The organism is Cytobacillus sp. QJM3NY_8, from assembly GCF_056173585.1.
On the sequence record NZ_CM149681.1, the window covers coordinates 3,209,207 to 3,233,304 of the forward strand.

The 24,098-nt window shown below is 40.9% G+C and carries 24 protein-coding genes; 6 read left to right on the top strand and 18 right to left on the bottom strand.

What is annotated here, in order from left to right; genetic code table 11:
- Positions 1–217: 217 nt before the first annotated feature.
- Entirely contained in the window at positions 218–2,035 is a 1,818-nt protein-coding gene (locus AC0VZ9_RS16465) for a LysM peptidoglycan-binding domain-containing protein (RefSeq protein WP_192908820.1), read from the bottom strand.
- A gap of 519 nt (positions 2,036–2,554) precedes the next feature.
- Between AC0VZ9_RS16465 and AC0VZ9_RS16470 the strand changes: the two genes are divergently transcribed.
- Positions 2,555–3,394 carry an isocitrate lyase/PEP mutase family protein gene (locus AC0VZ9_RS16470; RefSeq protein WP_009333858.1) on the top strand — a complete coding sequence of 280 codons (840 nt, stop codon included), beginning with the start codon at positions 2,555–2,557 and terminating at the stop codon, positions 3,392–3,394.
- Positions 3,395–3,498: 104 nt separating this feature from the next.
- Here AC0VZ9_RS16470 and AC0VZ9_RS16475 read toward each other — a convergent pair whose 3' ends face one another.
- From AC0VZ9_RS16475 to AC0VZ9_RS16495, 5 genes are all read right to left on the bottom strand, one after another.
- Entirely contained in the window at positions 3,499–4,461 is a 963-nt protein-coding gene (locus tag AC0VZ9_RS16475; RefSeq protein ID WP_475396491.1) for a DUF3231 family protein, read from the bottom strand.
- A gap of 132 nt (positions 4,462–4,593) precedes the next feature.
- Complete coding sequence (locus tag AC0VZ9_RS16480; RefSeq protein WP_342025558.1) at positions 4,594–5,058, bottom strand: hypothetical protein; 465 nt, start codon at positions 5,056–5,058, stop codon at positions 4,594–4,596.
- A gap of 273 nt (positions 5,059–5,331) precedes the next feature.
- Positions 5,332–5,790 (bottom strand): hypothetical protein, encoded by a 459-nt coding sequence (locus tag AC0VZ9_RS16485; RefSeq protein ID WP_475396492.1) that lies wholly within the window; start codon positions 5,788–5,790, stop codon positions 5,332–5,334.
- Positions 5,768–6,448: an MFS transporter gene (locus AC0VZ9_RS16490; RefSeq protein ID WP_475397511.1), complete on the bottom strand. Its 681-nt coding sequence runs from the start codon at positions 6,446–6,448 to the stop codon at positions 5,768–5,770. The genes AC0VZ9_RS16485 and AC0VZ9_RS16490 overlap by 23 nt, the downstream gene beginning before the upstream one ends.
- 95 nt (positions 6,449–6,543) lie before the next feature.
- Positions 6,544–7,107, bottom strand: coding sequence for a TetR/AcrR family transcriptional regulator (locus AC0VZ9_RS16495; protein WP_009333854.1), 564 nt, complete (start codon positions 7,105–7,107; stop codon positions 6,544–6,546).
- A 192-nt stretch (positions 7,108–7,299) separates the two neighbouring features.
- Between AC0VZ9_RS16495 and AC0VZ9_RS16500 the strand changes: the two genes are divergently transcribed.
- Genes AC0VZ9_RS16500 through AC0VZ9_RS16510 form a run of 3 tightly spaced genes read left to right on the top strand, consistent with a single transcriptional unit; the run spans position 7,300 to position 10,993 of the window.
- Positions 7,300–8,814: a spore germination protein gene (locus tag AC0VZ9_RS16500; RefSeq protein ID WP_475396493.1), complete on the top strand. Its 1,515-nt coding sequence runs from the start codon at positions 7,300–7,302 to the stop codon at positions 8,812–8,814.
- On the top strand, positions 8,804–9,883 hold the full coding sequence (locus tag AC0VZ9_RS16505) for a Ger(x)C family spore germination protein (RefSeq protein ID WP_009333852.1): 1,080 nt from the start codon (positions 8,804–8,806) through the stop codon (positions 9,881–9,883). Before AC0VZ9_RS16500 ends, AC0VZ9_RS16505 begins: the two co-directional genes overlap by 11 nt.
- Positions 9,884–10,993, top strand: coding sequence for a GerAB/ArcD/ProY family transporter (locus tag AC0VZ9_RS16510; RefSeq protein ID WP_009333851.1), 1,110 nt, complete (start codon positions 9,884–9,886; stop codon positions 10,991–10,993). It begins immediately after the preceding gene.
- Positions 10,994–11,061: 68 nt separating this feature from the next.
- Here AC0VZ9_RS16510 and AC0VZ9_RS16515 read toward each other — a convergent pair whose 3' ends face one another.
- The gene (locus AC0VZ9_RS16515; RefSeq protein WP_009333850.1) at positions 11,062–11,490 is read right to left on the bottom strand and encodes an organic hydroperoxide resistance protein; all 429 of its coding nucleotides are present in this window, start codon (positions 11,488–11,490) and stop codon (positions 11,062–11,064) included.
- Between the two features lie 257 nt (positions 11,491–11,747).
- Positions 11,748–12,188 carry a carboxymuconolactone decarboxylase family protein gene (locus AC0VZ9_RS16520; protein WP_009333849.1) on the bottom strand — a complete coding sequence of 147 codons (441 nt, stop codon included), beginning with the start codon at positions 12,186–12,188 and terminating at the stop codon, positions 11,748–11,750.
- Positions 12,189–12,410: 222 nt separating this feature from the next.
- Between AC0VZ9_RS16520 and AC0VZ9_RS16525 the strand changes: the two genes are divergently transcribed.
- Positions 12,411–12,905, top strand: a complete 495-nt coding sequence (locus AC0VZ9_RS16525) for an RrF2 family transcriptional regulator (protein ID WP_009333848.1) — start codon at positions 12,411–12,413, stop codon at positions 12,903–12,905.
- A 330-nt stretch (positions 12,906–13,235) separates the two neighbouring features.
- Here AC0VZ9_RS16525 and bioA read toward each other — a convergent pair whose 3' ends face one another.
- Entirely contained in the window at positions 13,236–14,597 is a 1,362-nt protein-coding gene (bioA, locus tag AC0VZ9_RS16530) for an adenosylmethionine--8-amino-7-oxononanoate transaminase (RefSeq protein ID WP_009333846.1), read from the bottom strand.
- Positions 14,590–15,303, bottom strand: coding sequence for a dethiobiotin synthase (gene bioD, locus AC0VZ9_RS16535; RefSeq protein WP_318871765.1), 714 nt, complete (start codon positions 15,301–15,303; stop codon positions 14,590–14,592). The genes bioA and bioD overlap by 8 nt, the downstream gene beginning before the upstream one ends.
- Positions 15,304–15,418: 115 nt before the next feature.
- Between bioD and AC0VZ9_RS16540 the strand changes: the two genes are divergently transcribed.
- The gene (locus tag AC0VZ9_RS16540; RefSeq protein ID WP_009333844.1) at positions 15,419–16,000 is read left to right on the top strand and encodes a biotin transporter BioY; all 582 of its coding nucleotides are present in this window, start codon (positions 15,419–15,421) and stop codon (positions 15,998–16,000) included.
- Positions 16,001–16,221: 221 nt separating this feature from the next.
- Here AC0VZ9_RS16540 and AC0VZ9_RS16545 read toward each other — a convergent pair whose 3' ends face one another.
- Genes AC0VZ9_RS16545 through AC0VZ9_RS16580 form a run of 8 tightly spaced genes read right to left on the bottom strand, consistent with a single transcriptional unit; the run spans position 16,222 to position 24,095 of the window.
- Positions 16,222–17,175: a branched-chain amino acid ABC transporter permease gene (locus tag AC0VZ9_RS16545; RefSeq protein ID WP_034296916.1), complete on the bottom strand. Its 954-nt coding sequence runs from the start codon at positions 17,173–17,175 to the stop codon at positions 16,222–16,224.
- A 41-nt stretch (positions 17,176–17,216) separates the two neighbouring features.
- On the bottom strand, positions 17,217–18,086 hold the full coding sequence (locus tag AC0VZ9_RS16550) for a branched-chain amino acid ABC transporter permease (protein ID WP_009333842.1): 870 nt from the start codon (positions 18,084–18,086) through the stop codon (positions 17,217–17,219).
- A gap of 20 nt (positions 18,087–18,106) precedes the next feature.
- On the bottom strand, positions 18,107–18,811 hold the full coding sequence (locus tag AC0VZ9_RS16555; RefSeq protein WP_009333841.1) for an ABC transporter ATP-binding protein: 705 nt from the start codon (positions 18,809–18,811) through the stop codon (positions 18,107–18,109).
- A complete protein-coding gene (locus AC0VZ9_RS16560; RefSeq protein WP_009333840.1) occupies positions 18,789–19,562 on the bottom strand; it encodes an ABC transporter ATP-binding protein in 774 nt (257 codons plus the stop codon). Before AC0VZ9_RS16560 ends, AC0VZ9_RS16555 begins: the two co-directional genes overlap by 23 nt.
- A 38-nt stretch (positions 19,563–19,600) precedes the next feature.
- Positions 19,601–20,803: a substrate-binding domain-containing protein gene (locus tag AC0VZ9_RS16565; protein ID WP_009333839.1), complete on the bottom strand. Its 1,203-nt coding sequence runs from the start codon at positions 20,801–20,803 to the stop codon at positions 19,601–19,603.
- A gap of 21 nt (positions 20,804–20,824) precedes the next feature.
- Entirely contained in the window at positions 20,825–22,672 is a 1,848-nt protein-coding gene (locus AC0VZ9_RS16570) for a 6-bladed beta-propeller (protein ID WP_341001646.1), read from the bottom strand.
- Positions 22,669–23,679: a 3-oxoacyl-ACP synthase gene (locus AC0VZ9_RS16575; RefSeq protein WP_341001644.1), complete on the bottom strand. Its 1,011-nt coding sequence runs from the start codon at positions 23,677–23,679 to the stop codon at positions 22,669–22,671. The genes AC0VZ9_RS16570 and AC0VZ9_RS16575 overlap by 4 nt, the downstream gene beginning before the upstream one ends.
- Positions 23,679–24,095, bottom strand: coding sequence for a MaoC/PaaZ C-terminal domain-containing protein (locus tag AC0VZ9_RS16580; protein ID WP_087944881.1), 417 nt, complete (start codon positions 24,093–24,095; stop codon positions 23,679–23,681). The genes AC0VZ9_RS16575 and AC0VZ9_RS16580 overlap by 1 nt, the downstream gene beginning before the upstream one ends.
- Between the last annotated feature and the right edge of the window lie 3 nt (positions 24,096–24,098).

A 24,098-nucleotide genomic window follows, 5' to 3' on the forward strand; every position in this document is an offset into this window, starting at 1 on the left:
TCCTTCCTCCCCTTTTTTCAAATGACCTTATTAATAAAGTCTGTTAAACCAGAAGAAAATCCAAGCAGCGCAACAATATATAAGAAACCGAGATAATGGTCCATCTTACAAAATGGTATAAGTCCTTTAGGGCAGCTGCCATCAATAGGAACAAAAAAAGAGCCTAGCCTCCACATTACGCTAATACTTCAACGAACCGAAGGACAGGCCCACATGTTTATAAAAAGATTATACTTAAAGCTATCTCCTTCAAATGCGGTTGATCTGCCCATAAGATGAAGTAATTGTAAGTTTCTCCTTGGATTGTAATCGGAGTTGGATACCTTACGATTAAAGCGGATTGATTCAGCATTTCTGCTGGCTGGTCCGCAGAGGGAAAAATGTAGCAGGCTTCCTGGTTTTGAATTCGAGCCTTCAAGATGCTTGGCCTGGATCCATAGGGCATTAATGGATGGAAAGCTTCTCCATGGCACACCTCATCTAAGTTTTTACCTGCTGAAATCGCTGATATTTGAAAAAAGCCGTCAGCACCTTCGTATCTTTCCTCGTTCACTTTTCGCCAGTTCGCCGGATATTGGAAAATAACCTTGTAGGTCGTGTTCGTATATGTCTTTTGGGTAACATCCATAATGGCAGTTGGAGACCATTGAAGTGACTGAATGTTAACTCCTGCAATTAGCCGTATCGGGACGGGGTGACGGAGGTCGATAGCCCACATTTCACTTGCAAATTCCTGTTCCGTGCATCCACTAAGATAGGCTATTTTTGTTCCGTCTGTTGACCATGTGACAGGCGATGCAAAACAATTGGAAATAGCCCAGATTCGATCCTCTTCTCCTCGCCTCCCCACCGTTCGAACTTGTGAAAAATACCCGCGATCTTCAAAGGCGGTAGAGCTATAGGCAATTTTCAAAGAATCAGGTGACCATGTCGGATAATAATTTTTTGCAAGGGGCCCGCCTTTTACTTCAACCACATTGCCTGTTGAAAGCTCCACTGTGTGAATGATGGAGATACTGACGCCTGGTGTTGTATAAAGTGCAAATCTTCCATTAGGGGATAGCTGGGCATTATTAAGCCGCCCTTCTGTGTTCCTTGTAATTTGCTGTTTCCCAGTTCCGTCGGTTTGAATTCGGAAAAGCTGACTAATTCCTGATGCATCTGGTGCTTGAAAAAGCAGTTCCCTGCCGCTCGGAAACCATTGAACATCTGTTGAGTCAGGTTGTTGAATGCTTTCCGCTTGATGAGACAGGACGTTGTACAAGATAATATGACCTTGCTTTGTATAAGCAATTTGGCTGCTGTCAGGCGACCAATCCAATTTGAATTCAGCACCTTCTTCCATCTGGTCGATTTGAGCGATCGCACCAGATGCCACATCCACAACATATATAATTCTGTTCTTTCCAATAAATGCAATTCTCCTACTGTTAGGTGACCATTCTGGACTTGAAAACGAGTCACCCAATCCACTGGTGAGCTGCACGTTCTCTCCTGTCCGGGGATTATATAACCAAATATCATATTGGCCACCTCGATCAGCAGTATAGGCAATCAGGCCTTGGCCACCAGGAGGGGCGTATGGAATCCTTAATTTCATTCCGGGAAATAGCTGTGAGGATGAAAGCTGGTTTACAAACCTAATATGCTCAGTATTTGGCTCTCCATTCGTCATGACATTAAAACGAATGGCAAGCCGATAAAGTGTATCCCCTGGCTGGACGGTATAATATGGAACACCTGGCGGAACCTTTAATAATTGACCGGGCTGAATGACATAGGGTGGCTGAAGCTGATTCGCCTCTATGATAACTGAAGGCGGAACGTTGTATAATTGTGAAATTCCATACACTGAATCTCCTTGCCTAACACGCACAGCATCAACCCCAGGTGGAACGGACAGCTGCTGACCTATATAAATCGTGTAAGGGGGCTTCAAATTATTTGCCGCAATAAGGGAATCGGCCGGAATTTCCCATCTCCTGGAAATTCCGAACAGCGTATCACCTGAACGTACTGTATAAAAAATTTGCATGATCTTCACTTCCCAAAGAATAAATTTCCATTGAGGAATTAAATGCGCACACACTATCTGCCCATATACTATTCAATAGGAAGTGCGAGGTTCAGTACAAATGAGGAAGAATTAGATAAAAAAGAAATTTAATACCTATATTGATAGCTCTATTACAAATCTGTATAGCATGATTCGATTCAGGAAAAGCCTGAAGGAATCATTATTAGCGAAAAAAATTGTGATAAAAAGATAAAAAACCTTCAAATGGGAAGGGCTTTTACTAAGCAGCCCTCTTCACTTCGTCATCGCGAGCTCTGAAAGATAATTTCTTAAGGATTCGATGATCCTGCTCCTGCAAAGGCACCATACAGGGTTTCGAATCCTCCGATTATCGTCATTAAAATGGCATCCGCTGTGACTTCATTTGAGAAAACAATATGTATTCCATATTTCGATGAAAATCGAATTATTTAGCTCTTATAATAGATTTGAAGCAAAAAGAAACTTTAATCCAAATCACGAAAAGGAGCTTAATTTATGAGTAGCAAAGAACAATCATTAAAGGCAAAAACCTTTCACCGCTTACACCAGCAATCGTCAACATTTGTTCTGCCAAATGCATGGGATGTAATCAGTGCCAAAATGTTTGAAGAATGCGGCTTTAAAGCGATTGGAACAACAAGTGCTGGCATTGCTGCCTCATTGGGGTATTTGGATGGGCAAAGTATACCTCTTAACAAAATGGTTGAAACGATTGAAAATATCGCCAAATCAGTGAATGTTCCTGTGAGCGCAGACATTGAGGCAGGTTATGGACAGACGGTTGAAGAGGTTTTAGAGACCGTAAAAGCAGTAGCTGCTGCTGGAGCTATCGGGATAAATCTGGAGGACGGTACAGGTGATCCTAACCGGCCTATCTTTGATATTTCATCTCAAGAGGAAAAAATAGCAGCGATTAAAGAACTTTCGGAATCCAGAAATATGCCGTTATTTATCAATGCACGAACAGATCTATATTGGTTAAATATTGGGGATTCTTCAACTCGTTTACAGGAAGCTGTATCGCGGGCAAAGGCCTATCAAGATGCAGGGGCAGATTGCATTTTCATTCCTGGTTTAACTGATAGGAAGATTATTAAAAAAATGAGAGAGGAAGTTTCTTGTCCGATCAACTTATTGGTTGACCCAGAGATGCCTTCTTTAACGGAGTTATCTGAGATCAGAATTGAAAGGCTTAGCTGTGGATCCGTCCCATTCAGAGCTACCCTAACATACTTACGGACTATCAGTGAAGAGATTGTAAACCGCCAGACCTTTCATCAAATGACAAATGGGGATGTTCTATCTTATAAAAGGTTAACTGAATTCATTCAATAAAATTAATCCAAAAACAAATTATTAAGGTTTTATTATTTTAAAAAGCCGATTTTTTATAATCAAGAAATCGGCTTTGGTTCTTATGATTTCCGGGAATCTAATAATTAACTATCAATTGACCTATTGGTTACCGGCGGCTCATTAAACCAGTCTTTCCTTACCAATAACTTAAACCCTTTCTCTGAATAATCTTCCACTTGATCAATTAATTCCTTTAGTGCTTTCACGTGACTTTTTTTATAACTGGAAACGACAGCAGTCTGCAGATTGCCGATTGCGATAGGATTTAAGAACATGATTAAGTTAGCCATTAGTTTATCTGAAAATGGGGATTTATTCACCTTTTGAACGTGAGCCTCTAATCCGGTCGTTGTTGGGACTCCGTTTTCTCTATATATTTCGGATAAAACATCCACTTGATGATAGGATAATTTGATCCCATCCTGCAAAAAACTCTTTGTATCTTCATCCTTCGCCACATCCGAAAAAGCAGTACATAGAGCTACCCCAACATTATTACATTGAAAAGAACCAAACATACTTGCTAATTCAACAGCATTAAGCGGCCTCTGCTGGGTGGATGCCACTTTAAATAATTTGTTTTCTCTGTCTTCAGCATTTGTGTATGAAAAGGACCTGTTTTGCAGCAGCCCTTTATGCTCCAGCAAATTTAATATAGAAATGTCAATTTGAATTAACTTATTGAGTATTTCTTTAAAAAAATTCTTAACCTTTGGGATGGTCAAGTCTGTATAGTGAAAAGAAAGTACACCCAATCCGTTGCTTGTTATATGCTTAAGAATTTCTATCATTAATTGATCAGAAAATAACTTTTCTGAGGGGCTATGTAAATCATTTTCACTAAAAAACGGTGTAACATGTAATCCATTATCAGCTAAGAATTGCAAAGCCTCTTGTTCCTGGAATGAAGAAAGTGTTTTAATTTCCGTTAAAACATCCTTCAAATCAGTATCTTCAGCAGTCTCCATCAGATTTCCCAAAAAAATATTGACCATATTGGAACTTGAATGTAAGTACCAAAGAAAGCCTAATTCGTTTAAATTCATCTAAAAGGCCCCTCCACAATTTATTTCTTATCTTAGTTTGTAAATTGAAAATAGTAATTATTCATTAAATAGTCTCTAAACATCTTACATTGCCTATTATTAAGCTGCTTAACCATAAAACGTCTGTCCTGTTTACATTGGCTCGATGTGTTTCTTACTTATTATCTTCATTAAAATAACACCCACACTGACACCTGGTATTACGCACAATATCGGAAGCCAAATAGGCCCTAATAATACACCAAAAAGCTTAAAGGTAGAGGAATATATACACCCCACTGTAACGAAGTAAGCTGAAGACACAAACGGAAGAAACGAATAATTGTTTTTCCCTCCTCCTGCATCTTTAAAGGAATCCCACATCGCAAAGAAATACAAACAAGGATAAAACATCAGCCACAAATAATCGGTTTCTGCTATTGCTTTCTCAATATCTCCATGAAAACTTGAAATAATGACCCCGTTGAAATTCGCTTGTACATTGATAAGGAACTCTAAAAATACAATAACCAATCCCTTTATCAGTTTTCCATTTAAAAATTGCCCAAAACCAGGAAGTGCAATACTCCATAATAGCCTTTCTATAGATGTCGCCATTCTATTCAAGCCCCTTACCATGTTTCTTATAGGTGTTCTCTTCCTGTAATTCCCTTTTAAAGAACAGCAAACTAATTGCCATCTGCCTGAAGGTAACATTTAATATTTCTCAGCATCACACTTATTATTATGTAAGCACACTTCTCAAACTAAACTCCCTTTTAATAGGAGAAAAAAAGCTGCCGAACCGGCAGCTGAATTTTAATGCACTCTTGATTAGGTTCGAAGAGCTTAGTAATAGATCAGGGATTTATCATGTCCGAATAAGTGCGATTATATCTGACGGGAATACAGCAGCACATATATAACAATAAATGCAGCAAACAGGTTCAGCACGATCAGCGAATGATTCAAACTGAAAAATTGAGTAAGCGCTCCGACTCCAATCACGGGAACGATAAATCCTGAGTATGCACACAAATAAAAAACCGAGATGACTCGTGGCCGTTCCTTTGGTTCCGGTAACTGTCCGGCAAGCCGCAGGGCGATTTGAAAGGTCCACCCGCCTCCGATAGACTGGATGAAAATGCCTGCCCAGAGCAGCGGCAAGCTTGAAGTTAACCCGGAAGAAACAATAATCCATGACCCTACCGCAAGAAGCAAGATGCCGAATCTCATACGTGTTATGGGGTGACTTGGCCAAGGAATGAACTGAGCCAAAGCTGCTCCACTGAGAAGCACGAAAATGATTAACCCGGAAACAGCAAGGTTAGACGTATGAAATAAGAGCAAACGCGATTCCTTGAATTGTGAAAACTGTGAAGATAGGCAATCCGGCCATTGAGAAAAATGGAGAACGAATATTATTTGGCACACCAAGCGATATCTTCCTTTTTACGCGTTTTTGTTCAATGGAAACAGAATCTTTAGGAATTGTTTCCAGCACGCATAGTGAGATGATGAGCAGCACGAGCAAAATCCAAAATGGCAAATGGAGTGGCAGGTAATGTATATATTGCAGAATCAAACCCGCGATAGCTGGTCCCAGACCGAAACCAATGAGAATCGTAACACCTGATAATTTGAGAGCTGCACTCATTTGGCTGGGAGAAGTTTGCTTCATAAGAAAAGCAGCAGCTGTACCTGTAAAGGCTCCGTATGCGATTCCTTCCAATGATCTGGCGAGATAGAGCATCCAGGAATGATTGCCTGCCAAGAAGAACAAGGTAGATGCGATGGATATCCATATACTGATGCGAACAACCCTTTTTAATCCCCACGTGCTGCCTTTTTCTCCCGTAATAAACAAAGCAGGCAATAGGAATGCAGCATAAATGGCAAACAAGATCGTGATTTGCAGACTGTTCAGCCGGTAAGCCTCACTATATAGAGGGAATAACGGAGTAATAAAGGTAGCCCCACATGACATCAATAGAGAAACCAATAGCATTCTTTTCACTGCGGAATTCCCCACTTTCTATAATAAATTCTCCAAGAAAAAGTTACTTACTAGAAGGTAAGTGTTTGATGTTAAAAAAACCGTTACTACGGTTTTTTTAAGAAACGATCCAACTGATTTAGTACTTCGGCTAATACATCATTACCCAGAACACGTCTATATAATAATGCTCCTTTAACACTTGATAATATCGTAACCGCTACTTGATGGACATCTTGAGAGCTATTTATGATATTTTCAGTTTGTGCCTCTGCAACTAATTCTTTCATTACCCTGATCTCCAGTCTGCTGACTTCCCCAATCTTTTCTTGAACGGCAGATGGCAAAGATTCATAATCCGTCTGCAGTGAAGAAATAGGACAAATTTCAGTACACTCAAATCTTTGAGCCTGCTGCTGGATGAACTGCTTCAGCTTCTCTTCAGCAGAAGCCTGCGAATTTTTAATTGACATTAAAGATTCCTGCAGTCTCAATAAAATGCGTTCTGCAACCGCGACTCCTAAATCCTCCTTCTTCTCAAAGTGATAGTGAATGCTTGCTTTGGTCACCCCAAGCTGTTTAGAAATGTCATCATAGCTGAAGGCTACATACCCTTTTTGCTGGATCAATTTAATGGCTAAGTCTACAATTTGTTTTTTTCTGTTTTCCATGCCTCAATAGTAACTTACTAATAGGTAAGTGTCAAATTGGAAAAATTCTGAGCCAAAATGTTAATTTCATAAATTTAAATATTTCCTCTATCTGCTTGTCTTTCAGCAATAATAAAAATGATAAAGTGCATACAATTTTTGTTAGTAATAATAATAATAAGTATTAACACATCTTAGGGAGTACATTTTTTTATGATAAAGGAAAAAAATAATCTGAATCCTGCAGAAAATCAAACACCTGCAGAGATAGTGAAAAAAGCCAAAAAGTCATCTGATTTTAAAGAGATTAAAAAAAATTTTTCTGGAATTCAGATATTCATTTTATACTTTACTTCACTAATCGATCACAAGACGATGGAACATGTATTTCTTCCATATATTAATGAGTGCGAAAAAAAGACTGACCAGGCTTTTGATCTTAATCAATTTAAAAACAGCCTTCCGCTTGAAGACGTTATCAGAACAAAGGAAGCAAAAGAAATCGAAGAAAAAATTCATCAGGGATATGTCCTAATTCAATTTAAAAATAACTTAGATGATTTTCTTTTGGTAAATGTAAATAATTTATCTAAAGGGATAAGAGAATCTAATGAAACAGAAAATGAATTTAATGTTATCGGTCCAAAATTAGGATTTGTTGAGAGTCTTGATACGAATATTCTTCTACTTCGAACTAAGTTAAAATCTCCTTTATTAACGACTGAAGAGATCGTGCTGGGCACGCTGTCAAAAACAAGGGTGGTCATTGTTTATTTAGATGGTATTACAAATGAAGACCACATAAAATTTGTAAAGAAAAGGCTCTCTGAAATAGATTTTGATATTATTTGGGATACTTCTGCTTTAATCCAGCTCATTAAAGAGAATTCTTATACTCCCTTTCCACTTTACTTTTCTTCAGAGAGGCTTGATCGAATCTCATATACACTCACTTCCGGCCAAGTCGTGATCTTTAGTGATGGTTCACCCTACGCAGTATCCGGACCTACTACCATATTCGATTTTTTTCTCTCATCTGAAGATTATTATTATAACTGGATTATTGGGTCTTTCTTTCGTTTTACCCGAATACTTGCGATCATCTTTTCCATCTTTTCTTCATCCATTTATGTTGCGGTTGTAACGTTTCATTATGAGGTGGTGCCCGCGGATTTACTGGGTCCGCTAATCGAGTCCAGAGCAAACGTTCCATTTCCGCCGCTGCTGGAAGTTCTTTTTTTAGAATTGACCATTGAATTATTAAGAGAGGCAGGAGCCCGTTTGCCTACTAAAGTAGGACAGACATTGGGCATTGTTGGCGGTATTGTCATTGGACAGGCAGCTGTAATGGCAGCACTGACAAGTAATATTTTATTAATCATTGTCGCTTTATCAGCATTAGCTTCATTTACTACACCCACTAACGTTATGTCCAACACCATTAGAATATTAAGATTTCCATTTATCATCATGTCATCATTCCTGGGCGGGCTGGGTATCATGATAGGCTTTGCTGTGCTGCTAAGTCATTTGTTTACATTAAAATCATTTAATACTCCTTACATGGTCCCATTACATCCGTTCCGAAGCAATAGTCTTGCGGATAGTATCATTAGGCCGCCTTATACTAAATTAAACAAAAGGCCGGATTATTTGAGACCTAAAGATAAAATTAAATATTCACCTAAAGAGAGTAACAAAAAGAAGGAAGATCTTAATGACGAATAACACATTTCTTAAAGTGAGTATTGTTGTTCTTGCTCTAACTCTGGCTGGATGTGTACCACCCAGTATTATTAATGAAGTTTCTTTGATGCATAATGTCGGATATGACAAAGAAGAAGAGATGTTAAAAGCAAGTGTTGTTTATCCAAATTATGCCGAGAGTGATAAACCTGCTTTGATCACAGCTGCCGCTAAAAATCCATCCAGCCTGCAGGAAGAGCTTAGTCATAAATCTCAATTCCCCTTTGAAATTGGTCAGGTGAGGCTCATGATATTTGGGGATCAATTAAGCAGAGAGGGGTTGGCACCTATACTAGACACCATCTGCAAGGATCCAAAAATCGGCATAATTAGGATTGTCATTACAGATGGAACTCCAGAACTTCTGCTTAGTAAAACCATGAAGGAAAGTCCCCTATATCTAATGGATATGATTGAAAAAAGTATTGAAAATGAGGGAATTCCTGAATCTGATCTTCATGTGATGTATGACCAGTATTTTGGAACCGGAATTGATATGTCCTTTCCAAATCTCACTGTTGATTCTAAAGATCATGTTAAAGTCGATGGAATGGGGATTTTTAAAGATGACAAATTAGCACTCAGGATTTCGGAAGAAGAAACCTTCCTATTAAAATTAATGACGGACACAAATAAAAGAGGGGTTTACAGTTTTAACCTCGACATGAATGGACACAAAGCAAATATTGGGGCCAGAACGATCAATGGAAAACATAAGATCAAAATCACCAGGGAAAACCTCAGGGACCAGGTAAATGTGAGTCTGAATTTGGATGTAGAGCTTGATGCATTACCTGAGTGGATTAATTTAGAAAATGAAAAAGACCTTGAACTGTTTAAAAACGCCTTACAGAAATCCATTTCAAAAGAGGCTGAATCACTCCTTAAGAAATTTCAAACAAATGGGGTAGATCCTTTAGGTATAGGAAGAAGGTATAAAGCCAATCACAGAAATTATTCTGAACTGAGTTTTTACGATCGGATTTATCCCAGTATGACACGTGATGTAACTACCAAAATTACAGTTAGGCAAACCGGGGTGGGAAAATAGGTGAACGTAAAAGTAGAAAAACAATTTCAGGTTTCAGCTTTTTTCACATTTTTTCTCATTCACTCTTCTCAAACGGGAATTGGTATCCTAAATTTTCAAAGCCAGGTGATCAAAGATGCTGAACAGGATGCGTGGATTTCTTTAATTATTACTTGGGTCACAACCCAAATCATACTCTACATGATCTTTAAGCTGCTAGGCGGGGAAACCAATGATTTAGTAGCTGTTCATCAGTATTGCTTTGGAAAAGCACTTGGTAGCATTATGTCTATTCTGGCATTGGTTTATTTCTGGCTGGCTTCTTTTACGGTCCTTCGTGCTTATATTGAGGTCATCCAAATTTGGGTGTATCCTACCATAAAAACATGGCAGCTATGTTTCATTTTCGGACTGACATTTTATTATATTATCTCAAGCGGCTTCCGCAGTCTTGCCGGCTTTAGTTTCTGGGGAGTGATTCTGCCTTCTTTTCTGTTCTTTTTAATCTATTTCCCATTGAAGCATACGAATTTTATTTATCTGCTCCCGGCCTTCAGTCATTCCCTCAAAGAGCTATTTGTCTCTTCTAAAGCGTATGCCCTGCTTTTTCTTGGCTTCGAGTGGATACTGATGTATTATCCCTTCATTAGGAGTTCGAATAACAAAGATATTTCTAAATGGGCCTATTATGGCAATACATATACTTTCATTGTGTACCTGGTTATCACGTTAATATCCTTCTCATACTTTAATCAGGATGTATTGAAACATTTACCCTGGCCCACTTTAATGATGGTTAAAATCGTTAAATTCTCTTTCATAGAAAGATTTGAATATGTATTCATTTTTATATGGCTGTTAGTGATTATATCCCCTATATGTATTTCATTGTGGGCATGTACAAGAATCGTAAAAAGGACCTTTTCAATTCCACCTAAAGCGACTTTACTATTCCTGCTTATTGCAGAGATGATAGCTTCTGTATACCTTCAGGAATTTAGGAGTATCGATTATCTTGTCCAAATTACTTCTAATGCGGGAATTGGTTTTGTATACGTGTATCTGCCGCTCCTTCTTATTATAAAATGGATAAAGAGCCATTTTATGAAACATAAGTTAAACAAAATCTAATTCCTACTGCATAAAGAGTGCCTATCTAGTTAAAAGATAGGCACCCTTTAGGTGATCCATGAAGCTGTTTAACCAACAACTTTTGATATTACTTCGATATTACCTTGAGTTGCTTTGGCATAAGGACAAACCTTATGAGCTTCTGCAACGACTTCTTCTGCCACGCTTGTTTCAACGCCCTTAACAGTGATATCCATTGTAATAGCCAGCACATAGCCATCGTTCGCATCCTTGCCAAGCGTAACTTGTGAAGCAATATTTATACCGTCTGTTTTAATGTTCCTTTTCCTAAGGACAGTGCCCATCGCTCCCTGGAAACATGCGGCAAACCCTGCAGCGAACAGCTGCTCCGGATTGGTTCCAGCTCCGTCCCCGCCTAATTCCTTTGGATATCTCAAGTCTACATTCAGATTGTTATCGTCAGATACGGCTTTCCCATCTCTTCCGCCTTGAACATTTACAGTAGCCGTGTACAATTTCTTTTCTATTTTCATCATTTTAAAAACTCCCCTTTTTATAATGGATTAGTATATTTTTGGCTTCAATATTTCCACAAGTAGCTTTTGCATTCAGGGTAACCTTTATGAGCTCGACAATGACTTTTTCTATACCGCTGGTCTTTGCCCTTATCTTTGGTGCACCGTGAATTTACTTACTAGAAGGTAAGTTTATCTTAAAAAAACGATCTTGTGCTACAACGACAAGCAAGGGAAAAATGGACAAATTATGAACTCACGGAACTGTTGGAGAATTATTATTCAGTTGCGACATTCCCCATTGCAATTGAAATTCTATTCCAGCTGTTGATTTGATTGATGATTAGAACAAGGTCAATATATTGCTTCTCATCATAATGTTCACGTACCCGCTGATAAAGCTCATCTGGCACACGTTTTGCCGGGATTAAAGTTATGTGCTCTGTTAATTCAAGAGCTGCTTTTTCTGCTTCGGTGTAAAATGTGCACTCTCTCCATGCACTGATGCAATATAAACGCTGTTCTGTTTCTCCCATTTTTCTCGCATCAGCTGTATGCATGTTAATGCAATAGGCACAGCCATTTATTTGTGAAGCCCTGATTTTTATAAGTTCACGCAGCTTACGGTCTAAACCTGTCGTTTTCGTATACTTCTCCATTTCCATCATTATTTTCATTGCCTCTGGTGCTAAATTGTAATAATCAATTCGTTGTTCCAATATCAATTCCTCCTTATAAGCTGATTCAACAAATAATTGAACCGCATTTTGAAATTTCAATTATAGATAATATCAATCAGCGATTGATATTATCTATAATAAATTGTACACTTTATTATGTCAAACAACTTTTCATGTTAATTGATTCCAATTGACCCTGTTTGACAAAGAAATAAAAAATTCTTAAGATAAATGAATCTCATTTATAAAGAGGTGTTTGTAATGCAGTATAGTATTGGGGTTGAATATGCACTTCACTGCCTCGTATATTTAATTGATCATACAGAGGATTCCTCCATTGGAATAAAGGAACTCTCCACCTTCCAAGGGGTTTCCGAAACATATCTTTCAAAGATTTTCAGTAAATTATCAAAGAACGGTATTGTCAGTTCCGTTCCTGGAGTAAAGGGTGGCTATAAACTCGCTAAATCTCCAGAAGAAATATCTTTTTGGGATGTAATTGAAGCAGTGGAAGGTCCCAAGCCGATTTTTCAATGCAAAAACATTAAAGATAATGGTTATTTGTATAGAGATAATACCTGTTCTTCGGCTCCCTCCTCTTGTACCATCAATTTAGTTATGCTCTCAGCCGAAGAAAAAATGCGTGATTTCCTGCGAAGTAAAACACTTTCATGGTTAAATGAAGAGCTTGATCGTGTCTTGCCAAATCAAATACGTGAAGAAACCCGGAAATATTTCTCCAAGAGCAGCCTATAAAACAAACCTCTCTTGTAATTCCTTAAAGAGGAATATGGAGAGGTTTGTTGTACCATTGGATTGTTTATTGTAACTGCAACCACCCTCAATAAACATGCCCCATTGCCGAACCGCCAGGTAGGCTCACGGCCTTTTGGGGTGTATGGGCCACTTTAAAGAAGACTCGGTCAAATTAGGGGCAGATAACCCACCACTAATCAGTGACAAAGGTAAAAAGAAAAAACGCTTGGATTACCAAGCGTTTTTTCGTTCTAATTGTATTGTTATTTGAGATGAAGTTTTAGAGAACAAATCTCCTGAAATCAATTACAATTAACACGATTGCTCCTCTCAAACCACTGACTTCTTTTTTTCAGTCACCGCTTCAATTGAATTACTCATAATTTGAACCATTTTTCTGATTTGATCATCAGAACTCGCCAGGGGCGGCATAAAGACGATTACATCCCCAAGCGGCCTTGTGAGCATCCCCCTTTTTCTCATTTCCAGTGTGGCATGATAGCCCATTCGCTTTTCCCATGGAAAAGGTTTCCCTGTTTCTTTATCCTGAACTAGTTCAATACCGCACATTAATCCTAATTGGCGGATGTCTCCTGCATGTTTTAGGCTTTTTAATGCTGCCAGTTCGGATTTTATTACTTCTGCTTTTTTTACTGCCTGTTCCACGAGTTTTTCTTTTTCATAGATTTTCAGATTGGCCAAAGCAACCGCACATCCGAGCTGATTGCCCGTGTATGAATGTCCATGAAAGAATGTCTTCATTTCTTGATATTCGCCATAAAATTCTTTATAAATTTCCTCTGTCGTAAGTGTTGCAGCAAGGGGAAGATAGCCGCCAGTTATCCCTTTCGCAACGGTCATAATATCCGGCTGAACGCCTTCATGCTCGATTGCAAACATCTTTCCTGTCCGGCCAAAACCAGTAGCTACCTCATCAACAATTAAAAGGATATTGAATTCCCGGCACAGCTCTTCTACTCCTTTAAGATAGCCCTCAGGCATGATATTCATGCCTCCTGCCCCCTGGATAAGCGGTTCCAGTGTTATGGCTGCAATTTCCTCATGATGTTCCTGAAAAATGGCTCTTAGCTCTGTTAATGCCCGTTCTTTAACTTCCGCTTCTCCTGAATAAGGACTGCGGTATTGGAGCGGAAAAGGGGCCTTTATCGTTGGAAACATTAAGGATCCATAGACACGGTGAAATAGATCGACACTCCCAATACTGATTGCACCAATTGTATCTCCATGATAATTGTTAGTGAGGGTTACGAATTTCTTTTTCTTTTGATTTCCTTTGTTTTGCCAATATTGATAGGCCATCTTGATGGCAATTTCTACTGATGTTGCTCCTGAATCAGAATAGAATACTCGCTGCAAATTCTCCGGTGTAATTTCAATAAGTTTGTCAGCAAGCCGAATGGCAGGGACATTAGCTGCTCCTAATAAGGTTGAATGAGCGATTAAATCAAGCTGCTCCATTATGGCCTCATTCAATTCCTTTTTCCGGTGGCCGTGTACATTTAGCCATAGTGAGGAGTAGCCATCCAAGTATTCCTTCCCGCAAATATCCTTCAGAATGATGCCTTCTCCGCATTCAATGATCAGCGGATCACTCTCATAATCTTTCATTTGTGTAAACGGTAACCATAGATGCTTTGTGCTGCTTTCTAATAGATTTGCCTGCTCACTCATTTCTGTCCTCCTCCATTATATTGCCCAGCTTTGAAAATATGTTCTCAAGAAATTCCGAATCACCAACTGCGGATGATGGATTTTCTAAATGTGGTATCATGCCAATTACTGGCAGCTTTGTCATAAGTTCAATCATCTGTATGTTGTCCTGCTCAATCTTTGTATCTCCGATGGACATCTGATTCATAATAATCCCCTTTACATCCACACCCTCCTGTATTAATCTCTCTGCTGTAAGAGTTGTGTGGTTGATTGTGCCTACCCCTGTCCTTGCTACAATAACAACAGGAACATCCAGATCTTTCATTAAATTAAGCATGTTATATCCATCATCCCTTAAAGGAACGATAACTCCTCCAGCACCTTCCATTAATACAAAATCATTGTCCTCTGACAGCTGCTCATAATGTTCAATTATCTTATTGACATCTATTTCTTTTCCTTCTTCCCTTGCTGCCAGATGCGGGGAACATGGTTTTTTAAATAAATATGTATAGGAAGCTGTTAATTCCGGATTGGCCAGTTTATAAAATTCCACATCAGGTGCTGAAAGCTTGCCATTAATGATTTCAGCTCCACTTTGCACAGGCTTATATGCCGCGACCTGGGTACCTCTCTTTGTTAAAAATGCTATTAGGAGAGCGGCAGCGGTGGTTTTTCCTGCATCTGTATCTGTACCTGTTATAAAGAGACTTTTAATATAAATTCCCCCTTTTTATATGTTAACCATATTTACAATAAAGTTAACATATGAGACTATTATATTCAACTTATTGTTAACTAAGTAACTAATTAAATTAACACAACTTAAGGAGGTTAATATGAAAGCTTTAAGCACTCAAGATTTAGTTCTTTGTGGCCTTTTTGCAGCTCTAATGGCAATTGGCGCAAATCTATCCCCTTTTTTAATGATAGGGAGTGTTCCGATTACTATCCAGCTTCTCTTTGCTATTTTGGGCGGGGCGGTATTAGGGAGCAGAAAAGGGACACTGGCAATGCTTGTCTATATGTTTGTTGGTTTAATAGGAGCACCTGTTTTTGCGCAGTTTAAAGGGGGACCTGTCCAGTTATTAAGCCCTACTTTCGGTTTCGTGCTGTCTTTTGTGGCTGTTGCTTATGTTTCTGGAAAATTAGTGGGGGATTCTCAAATTATTAAACAAAAGCACTATTTTACTGCAGGATTTTTAAGCATATTATGCAATTACATAATTGGAACCAACTGGATGTACTTAGCTCTTATTCTTTGGGCAGAAGCACCAAAGGGGTTTAGCTATAGCATGGCCTGGGGCTGGATGCTGGCCTATTTGCCGCTTGACTTGGCGGTTACGGCTTTTTCATTTTTCCTGGTCCCAAAACTGAAACACGCACTTAGAAGAACCCATAATCTTAAAACCGATATGTGATCGAAATAAGTTTTACAAGCTGCTTTAAGAACAGTCCTATCGATATGATGATGAAGCGTTAGATCCGTCATTTAGAATTGGCCACCTAAAGAAGACCGGGTTAATTTATGTGTCGCGAATCCACCACTATAATCTAATACAAATATGAAAGAAAAACGCTGGGATGACCGAGCGTTTTTCTCTACTAAATTATTTAAGGGCTCAAAATGGCTTTTAGTACCCTAAGCAGCCCTCTCCATTTCCCTTTTCTTCTTCTCTTTCCTCCCCTTTTTCAATGTGAATTTTTTCATAACTCCTGCCAAGCCGGAAGGGAACCCAAGGAGCACCACTATATATAAGAACCCAAGGATAATCGTCCATCGTTCAAAGATGGGGTAAGTCATCGCAAGCTCTGAAAGATAATGTCTTAAAAATTCGATGATCCCCGCTCCTGCTATGGCACCTGCCAGGGTTCCCAGTCCTCCGATCATTGTCATCAGGAGGGCATCCAGCGTGACTTCAATGGAAAAGACATTGGTATTGATGAACCTTAACGATACAGCATACAGAGCCCCGCTGAAGGAAGCTGCCACTCCGGCCGTTACACTGGCAATCAATTTATAATGTAAGGTTTTATACCCTAATGCCTCTGCGCGATATTCATTCTGGGATATGGCTTTTAATACCTTGCCTGTGGATGATTCCGTAAAGAGCTTCAGCAGGATAAAAACGGCAGCCACACTGAAGAGCGTAATATAATAGAAGGAAGTACGGTCTTTGAATACATCTGGCACACTGAATGTAAATCCGTCACCGCCTTGTGTCAGTCCCCTCCACTTCTCTGCCAGTACAAGAAACAGCTGTGATACAGCCAGTGTCAGCATCGCATAAAAGTGGCTTTTGAGCCTTAGGGATAACAACCCGATGATATAGCTAACCAAAGCGGACAGAAGGATGCCTATCACCAATCCTATTAAAAAGTTGGGCAGAGTTGCGTCCAGCTTATTAAAAATGAGAGCCGTGCTGTACGCGCCGATCCCAAAGAACATGCAATGACCAAAGGAAACAATGCCGGTATAACCTAAAAGAATATCAAAGCTCATCGCAAATATGGCAAAAATGAAGATTTGTGCAAGTAAAATCAGTGTGCTTCGGGAGTCATTAACAAAGGGAAACAGAAGCAGGAATAGCAGAATCGCAAGCCCCCAGTACAGCGGCACTTTATGAAATACCCCTCTCATACGGTACTCCCCTTTTCTCCCAGCAGCCCTGTTGGTTTTACTAATAATACAATGGCCAATAGGAGCATATTCAATGCCAGTGACAAATCAGGCATATAATAAGCCATAAACGCTCCCGCTACTCCTACGATCAGGGAAGCCAGTGCCGATCCCTGCAGACTGCCCATTCCGCCAATGATGACCACAATAAAAGCCAGTATGGCATACTGCATACCCATTTCCGCAAAAACGACTCCGGAATACGGCGCCAATAGCGCTCCTCCTAAAGCAGCCAATCCGGCACCAAGCAGGAATACGAATGTAAAAAGACCCTTGACATTGATTCCGAGCGCCTGAACCATTTCCTTATCAAGCACTCCAGCCCTGATCATAAGTCCAATCTGCGTACGGCTGAGCAATAGCCATAATGCCAGATACAGCAGCAAACCAACCACAATCACAAACACACGGTATTTTATGATGATGATTCCATCAAACTGATAACTCCCTTCAAGCCACGCTGGCAGGTTTACCCTTATCGGGTTTGGCCCCCAGAAGATTTTGATGCTTTCCGATAATACCAGCATCCCGCCTAATGTAATCAGCAGCTGCCTCACATGATTCCCATAGACAGGACGGATCAGGAATCTCTCCAGTACCCAGCCCAAGACCACTCCAACTGCAGCGGCACCCGCTATCGCTAATAGAAAACTGTTTGTTTCTTTAAAGATCCACGCTCCTGAGAAAGCGCCCCAGACGAATAATCCGCCATGGGCGAAGTTCAATACACTCATCAGTCCAAAGATTAAGGTAAGTCCAGCAGCCAGAAGGAATATCAAAAGCCCTGTTGAAACCCCATTGACCAATAAATTAATAAAGACTTCCATTTCCAGCCCCCCTTCACTGCTTACGCGATGCCCAAGTATTTCTGACAGGTTTCCTTGTCTTCCTTAAGATCCTGCATGCAGCCATCATGGACTATTTTTCCGTCGTCCATAATGTAAAAGTAATCGCCGATTTCACTCGCCATTAGGAAATTCTGTTCCACAAGCAGTATCGTTGTTTTTTCCTTCATTTTCAGAATAGATTCCATGAGTTTTTCCACCATAATGGGTGACAGTCCTTTGCTAGGTTCATCTATCAGCAGCAGTCCATCTCCATTGATATAGGCTCTGGCAATGGCAAGCATCTGTTTTTGTCCGCCGGAAAGCAATCCGCTTTTCTTGCTCCAGAACTTCTTCAAATCCGGGAAGAGCTCCAACATCCACTCCATTTTTTCCTCTGTCTCACCTGTGCTCTTTGCCTTGGCCAGATTCAGGGTTTCTTCTACTGTCAGCGCACTGAACATTCCCTGATTTTCCGGCACATAGCCGATTCCTTTTCTGGAGATAAGGTGGGTAGGGATTCCGCTGATCTTCTGATCGTGATAATGCACGGAACCCGTGGTGGATGGGTTAAAGCCCATGATGGTCCGCAGTGTTGTCGTTTTGCCTGCGCCATTTCTCCCGAAGAGAACGGTGATGCTTCCCTCTTCCACAGACATGGACACACCCTGAAGAATGTGATATTGACCCAAATAGGTCTCCAGATTATCCAGTTTTAATAGACTCACGGTGCAAGCCTCCTAAATATGCCGTCTGAACTCTTTGATCCTTAATAATTTCCTTCGGATTGCCACTGGCCAAGAGCTCTCCATTGAATAGCACCACAAGGGTATCGGACAGATGCATGACCATTTCCATTTTGTGTTCGATTAAGACAATCGTGTACATGCCTTCCTTCTTAATGTTCTCAATCACTTGCAGAATCGCAGGGATCTCTTCAATCGATATGCCTGCCGTCGGCTCATCGAGCAGAAGCAGTTCTGTTTTAAGAGCCAGCAGCATGGCCAGTTCCAGTTTTCTTTTTTCCCCATGTGCCAGATCCTGTGCCAGCACATCTTCCTTGCCACTTAGCATGCACCGCTCCATGGCAAATTTTGCTTCCTCCTGCTGGCGGCTCATGAAAGAAAGCCTTGGTAAGATCGAATAATAATCTTTGCTCGATGACTGGATAGCCAGCCTGATATTTTCCAGGACCGTCAGCTCCGGAAAAATATTGGTGAGCTGGAAGGAGCGGCCGATGCCCCTTCTCGCCCGTAAAGGTACCGAAAGCTTGGTTATATTATCTTTCTTAAAATAAATCTCTCCATTTGTCGGGGTGATCTGGCCGCTCAGCAGGTTAAAGAGTGTGGTCTTGCCTGCCCCATTGGGACCGATAATCGAAGTCAGCTTCCCTCGCTCTATTTCCAGGCTCACATCTTTGATGACATCATGCTCGCCAAAGGAAACCGATAGGCTTTTTGTTTCCAGTATTTTTTCCAACTTGTCGGCCCCTCCTTTTACCTAACTATTTTGACTTTTTACTTGCCATTCCGGACTGGCGGCTCGGTTTCTTCCATATTTAATTCCCTGATCAGGACCGGTACCGGATGATCTACGCCTTCCTGTTCCTCGAGAGTTACTGCATACAAAGACTGCATTGCCTGATGATCCTCAGCACGGAATTTCATCGTTCCTTTCGGTGTCTCAAATTCCATGTTTTCCATTGTGCTGATCAACCCATCCACATCTTTATCGCCTTCCGTTTTCTTTAGTGCCTCCACAATGGAAATGGCAGCTGTCATTCCGCCTGCTGTAAACAGATCCGGAATTTCACCGTCAAATTTTTTCTTATGCTCCTCCACCAGCCAGTCGTTCACTTCATTATCCGGAAGGGTATGATAATAAATGGAAAAACCGCTCATGCCAATTAAGGAATCCATCGTTTTTAGGGAAGCAATGTCCTGTGCGGCTGTGGAAATTTTTATACCCTGCTCTTCCAGCTGCATATCCTTTAACTGTTTCCATGGTGCATTGGATCCTGCCCAGACGATATAAAGATAATCAGGCTTTTCATTTATGATGCTTTGAATATTCGCTGTGAAGTCAGTGGAATTCGGGTCTGCATACTGTTCATTCACAATAGTGGCACCGAGCTTCTCTGCTCCTTCTTTAAAAGCGGCGATTCCTTCCCGGCCGTAGGCATTATCCTGTGCGAAGGTCGCGATTTTCACATTTTTTTCAGCGATTGCTGCCGCACCGGCAACAGCATCCTGAGACGAATTTCTTCCTGTCCTGAAGATATACTTGTTCCAGTTCTGTCCAGTGATGCTATCTGCTACAGCAGGCTCAACCACCATAATTTTTTCGTATTCTTCAGCGAGCGGCAAGACGGCAAGAGTGTCTCCAGAGCTTGATGAACCCACTAAGAAATCTACCTCATCCTCTTCCAGCAGCTTCGTTGCTTTTCTTACTGCTACATCCGGCTTTGTTTCTGTATCTTCCACAATGAACTCAACCTTTTTGCCGGCTATTTCATTGGATCCCTCGGTTGCATAATCGAGCCCCAGCTCAAATCCGGCAACTGTTTGCTTTCCGTACGTCTCGAGAGGACCGGTTAAGGAGGCTAGAACACCAATTTTAACCGTATCTTCTTCTGAACTTGCTGTGTCTCCGGAACATCCGGTAATGAATAAAAGAGTGAGTACGATTAAGAGAGTTAAAACAGACTTAATGCCTTTCACCTTACACTTCACTTCCCTTTTTTAATTTTCTTTTCTAAAGAACTGAATTTTATGGAGCAGTCCGTCAGCGACAATGATATTCCCGCTGCTGTCTATATCAAGACCCTGAGGTGAAAAGAAATGTCCGTCCTCACCGCTGAAAGATCCAAACTGCTCTATGAATCTGCCATTTTCATCATAGACATTCATACGGTTGTTGGAAGTATCTGTCACATACACACGGTTCTGTTCATCAATGGCAATGCCTGTAGGCAGGAACAAATCACCCGGTTCTTCGCCCCAATTCTCTAATGGATCCAGGTGGCCGGTTCCTCCGTTTGTTCCCCATTTCGTAATAAACTGGCCATTGTTATCGAATTTCTGAACACGATTGTTGATTCGGTCCACTGCGTACACATTGTCTTTAGAATCAATCGCCAGCTGCATCGGCTGAGAGAATTCGCCATTGCCAGTCCCTTTTCTGCCCCATTCCTTCATATACACGAAAAAGGAATTAAACTTTTGGATTCGGTTATTTTCAGAGTCTGACACAAAGATATTGCCTTTGCTGTCAACTGCCACACCGCTTGGGAATTGAAAAAAGCCGCTTAATGTTCCTAAAGATCCGTAGGCTGCCAGAAAGGTTCCTGAATTGGAGAACTTTTGAATGCGGTGATTCACTGAGTCAGCCACATATACATTGTCATAACGGTCAACTGCTATTTGTCTCGGCACAAAAAATTGACCTGCATAACTGCCGTAGCCAAAAGGTCCGCCTGTCCCGTACATACTTCCCCATTTACTTACCAGACTTCCGTTTGTATTATACTTCAGGATTCTATGATTAAAGGAATCAGAAACAAACACATTTCCCTTTGAATCGCTTTGAACATCGTAAGGTCCTGCATATTGTTTGTCACCATACCTGCCTAATCCGATTGTCATCTTATACGAGATGCTCAATCCTATTTCCTTGTAGACTTCAATCCGGTTATTGCCTGTATCGGTAATAAATAAATCTCCATCTCCATCCGGCAGGACCTGATTCGGATACACTAAGTTAGGAAAAATACCAGTTGTATAGAGAAAACGGTCAGAGGCATCAAATTTCATGATTCGGTTATTATAGGTGTCCGCTACATATAAAGCTCCGGAATTAGGCTCAAAGTTGATTCCCCTTGGATGGTAAAACTGATAAGAGCCTAATCCAGGTTCAAGACCGCCTATTTTTCGCTTGAAGCTGCCGTTCTGATCGAACACTTGAATTCGATTGTTGTACGTATCCGCTACATAAACTTCGCCACTATTGTTTATGGCAATGCCTTGCGGAAGCGCCATCTGCCCATCGCCTTTTCCATAGGATCCAATCGTAAGGAGATACTGTCCCTCGGAATTATATTTTTGAATGCGATGGTTAAATTCATCTGTAATGTAATAATTGTTCTGCTGATCTATCGCTATTTCTCTAGGAAACCCAAATTGATTATTCCCTTCCCCTTTAGTTCCCCAGCTCTTAATGAATTTGAATTGGGAATCAAACTTCTGAATTCGGTAGTTGCCTGTATCAGCAACCAGAATGTTCCCTTCTCGATCAATGGCAATGCCAAAAGGCATATTAAATTCTCCCGGTGAATGGCCGAGGGATCCAAATGCACCCAGGATTTTGCCGGAGGAATCCATTTTTACTATACGATGATTCCCCATATCTGCCATGTAAAGATTACCGGAGCTATCTTTGGCCAGTGCTACCGGCGTCCTGAACTTGTTGGCGGGATCAGTCTCATTTCCCCAGGCCTGCTGAAAGCTATAGGAAGATTCTGCAAAACCGCTGCTTCCGCCCCAAAGTGAAAATAGAAGGAGGAACAGGACTATCCCCTTTATCCTTTTCATCTTTTCTCTCCTTTCCACTTCACAACAGTCGCAGCCCACGTATACCCAGTTCCCGCACTGACAGCTACGGCAATATCCCCTGGTTTTAAAAGTCCCCGTTCCTGTGCAAAGTGCAGACCAATGCATGGGTCGAGTGAAGACATGTGGCCATGGTGATTTAAGTAAATGGCTTTTTCTTCTGTAAGTTCGAGTGATTGTAAGAGTTCTTTGAACATGGAACGTTTGGTGTGCAGTGGCAATAGGAGTTTCATATCTTGAGGAGTATAACCGCTTCTATGGAGTGCTTCGCGAACTACATGATCAAAATTTGCAATCGATACAGGATCAAGTCTTTCTTTCATGGATTGCGGATCTTTTACATCAATATAATGGAGGTTTTTCTCGACTGTTTCGTGGCTTGCAAAGTGCTTGGACCCTCCAGCCGGTGTTCGGACATCATCATGAAAGGATCCGTCTGTCAGGATGGCACTTTCGAGTATTTCATTCTGGGAGGCATCCCTTGTGACCAGAGCAGCAGTGCCTCCATCCGCAAAGTTGAACATGAAGCGTGAGCGCGGGTTAGCATAATCGATAATTTGTGATTCCTTGCATCCCCCAACCAGCAAAATATTTTGAATGGAATGGTCTGAAGCAATCATATCTTTCGCTACCTTCAATGCAATCGGAAAACAGGAGCTGACATTCATGATTTCAAACGCATAGGCATTTTTTGTCCCTAATTCATGCTGTATTTTCGGAGCACTTGACCAGACATAATAATCCTTATGAGGACTTCCAAAGTAAATCACGACATCGATGGACAGCGGGTCGATCCCTTCGATCGCCTGCGTTCCCGCAGCAATTGCCAGGTCGGAGGCATGCAGGCTGTCATCTGCAACGTGCTTTTGAACTAAACCGAACTTTTCGATAATCACCTGTTCGGGTATTCCCGTCTTTACAGCCAGATCGGCTGCCGTTTCGATTTCAGGAGGAAAAAAAACTCCTGTTGCTTTAATGCCAATTCCCATCAGATTACCCCTCCATCCTCAGGCACCATCATTTTGGCTGTGCCCGTCAAAACTAGTGTCCCATCCTGATTAAAGCATTCTGTCAGCAAAGTCAGTATTCGCCTTTCGCTGTCAATTTCCTGAACCGTTCCTTTTGCGGTAATGGTATCCCCTATAAAAACAGGCGCCTTAAATCGGATCGTCTGTTCTACATAAATGGATCCTTTTCCCGGCAGATGCACACCCAATAGCTGGGATAATAAACTGGATGTTAAGAGACCATGAGCGATCCGCTGTTTGAACCTCGTTTTTTTGGCGTATTCCCCGTCTATGTGGACCGGGTTGAAGTCGCCGCTTAATCCCGCAAACATCACAAAGTCTGTTTCCGTAATGGTTTTGCTGCAGGAGGCCTGCTGGCCGACACTATAACTGATCACCAT

Bases quoted from the DNA above. Each gene is read 5' to 3' on its own strand.
- AC0VZ9_RS16465 (WP_192908820.1), bottom strand. From the start codon at position 2,035: ATGCAAATTTTTTATACAGTACGTTCAGGTGATACGCTGTTCGGAATT.
- AC0VZ9_RS16470 (WP_009333858.1), top strand. From the start codon at position 2,555: ATGAGTAGCAAAGAACAATCATTAAAGGCAAAAACCTTTCACCGCTTA.
- AC0VZ9_RS16475 (WP_475396491.1), bottom strand. From the start codon at position 4,461: ATGAATTTAAACGAATTAGGCTTTCTTTGGTACTTACATTCAAGTTCC.
- AC0VZ9_RS16480 (WP_342025558.1), bottom strand. From the start codon at position 5,058: ATGGCGACATCTATAGAAAGGCTATTATGGAGTATTGCACTTCCTGGT.
- AC0VZ9_RS16490 (WP_475397511.1), bottom strand. From the start codon at position 6,448: ATGCTATTGGTTTCTCTATTGATGTCATGTGGGGCTACCTTTATTACT.
- AC0VZ9_RS16495 (WP_009333854.1), bottom strand. From the start codon at position 7,107: ATGGAAAACAGAAAAAAACAAATTGTAGACTTAGCCATTAAATTGATC.
- AC0VZ9_RS16500 (WP_475396493.1), top strand. From the start codon at position 7,300: ATGATAAAGGAAAAAAATAATCTGAATCCTGCAGAAAATCAAACACCT.
- AC0VZ9_RS16505 (WP_009333852.1), top strand. From the start codon at position 8,804: ATGACGAATAACACATTTCTTAAAGTGAGTATTGTTGTTCTTGCTCTA.
- AC0VZ9_RS16515 (WP_009333850.1), bottom strand. From the start codon at position 11,490: ATGATGAAAATAGAAAAGAAATTGTACACGGCTACTGTAAATGTTCAA.
- AC0VZ9_RS16525 (WP_009333848.1), top strand. From the start codon at position 12,411: ATGCAGTATAGTATTGGGGTTGAATATGCACTTCACTGCCTCGTATAT.
- bioA (WP_009333846.1), bottom strand. From the start codon at position 14,597: ATGAGTGAGCAGGCAAATCTATTAGAAAGCAGCACAAAGCATCTATGG.
- AC0VZ9_RS16540 (WP_009333844.1), top strand. From the start codon at position 15,419: ATGAAAGCTTTAAGCACTCAAGATTTAGTTCTTTGTGGCCTTTTTGCA.
- AC0VZ9_RS16550 (WP_009333842.1), bottom strand. From the start codon at position 18,086: ATGGAAGTCTTTATTAATTTATTGGTCAATGGGGTTTCAACAGGGCTT.
- AC0VZ9_RS16570 (WP_341001646.1), bottom strand. From the start codon at position 22,672: ATGAAAAGGATAAAGGGGATAGTCCTGTTCCTCCTTCTATTTTCACTT.
- AC0VZ9_RS16575 (WP_341001644.1), bottom strand. From the start codon at position 23,679: ATGGGAATTGGCATTAAAGCAACAGGAGTTTTTTTTCCTCCTGAAATC.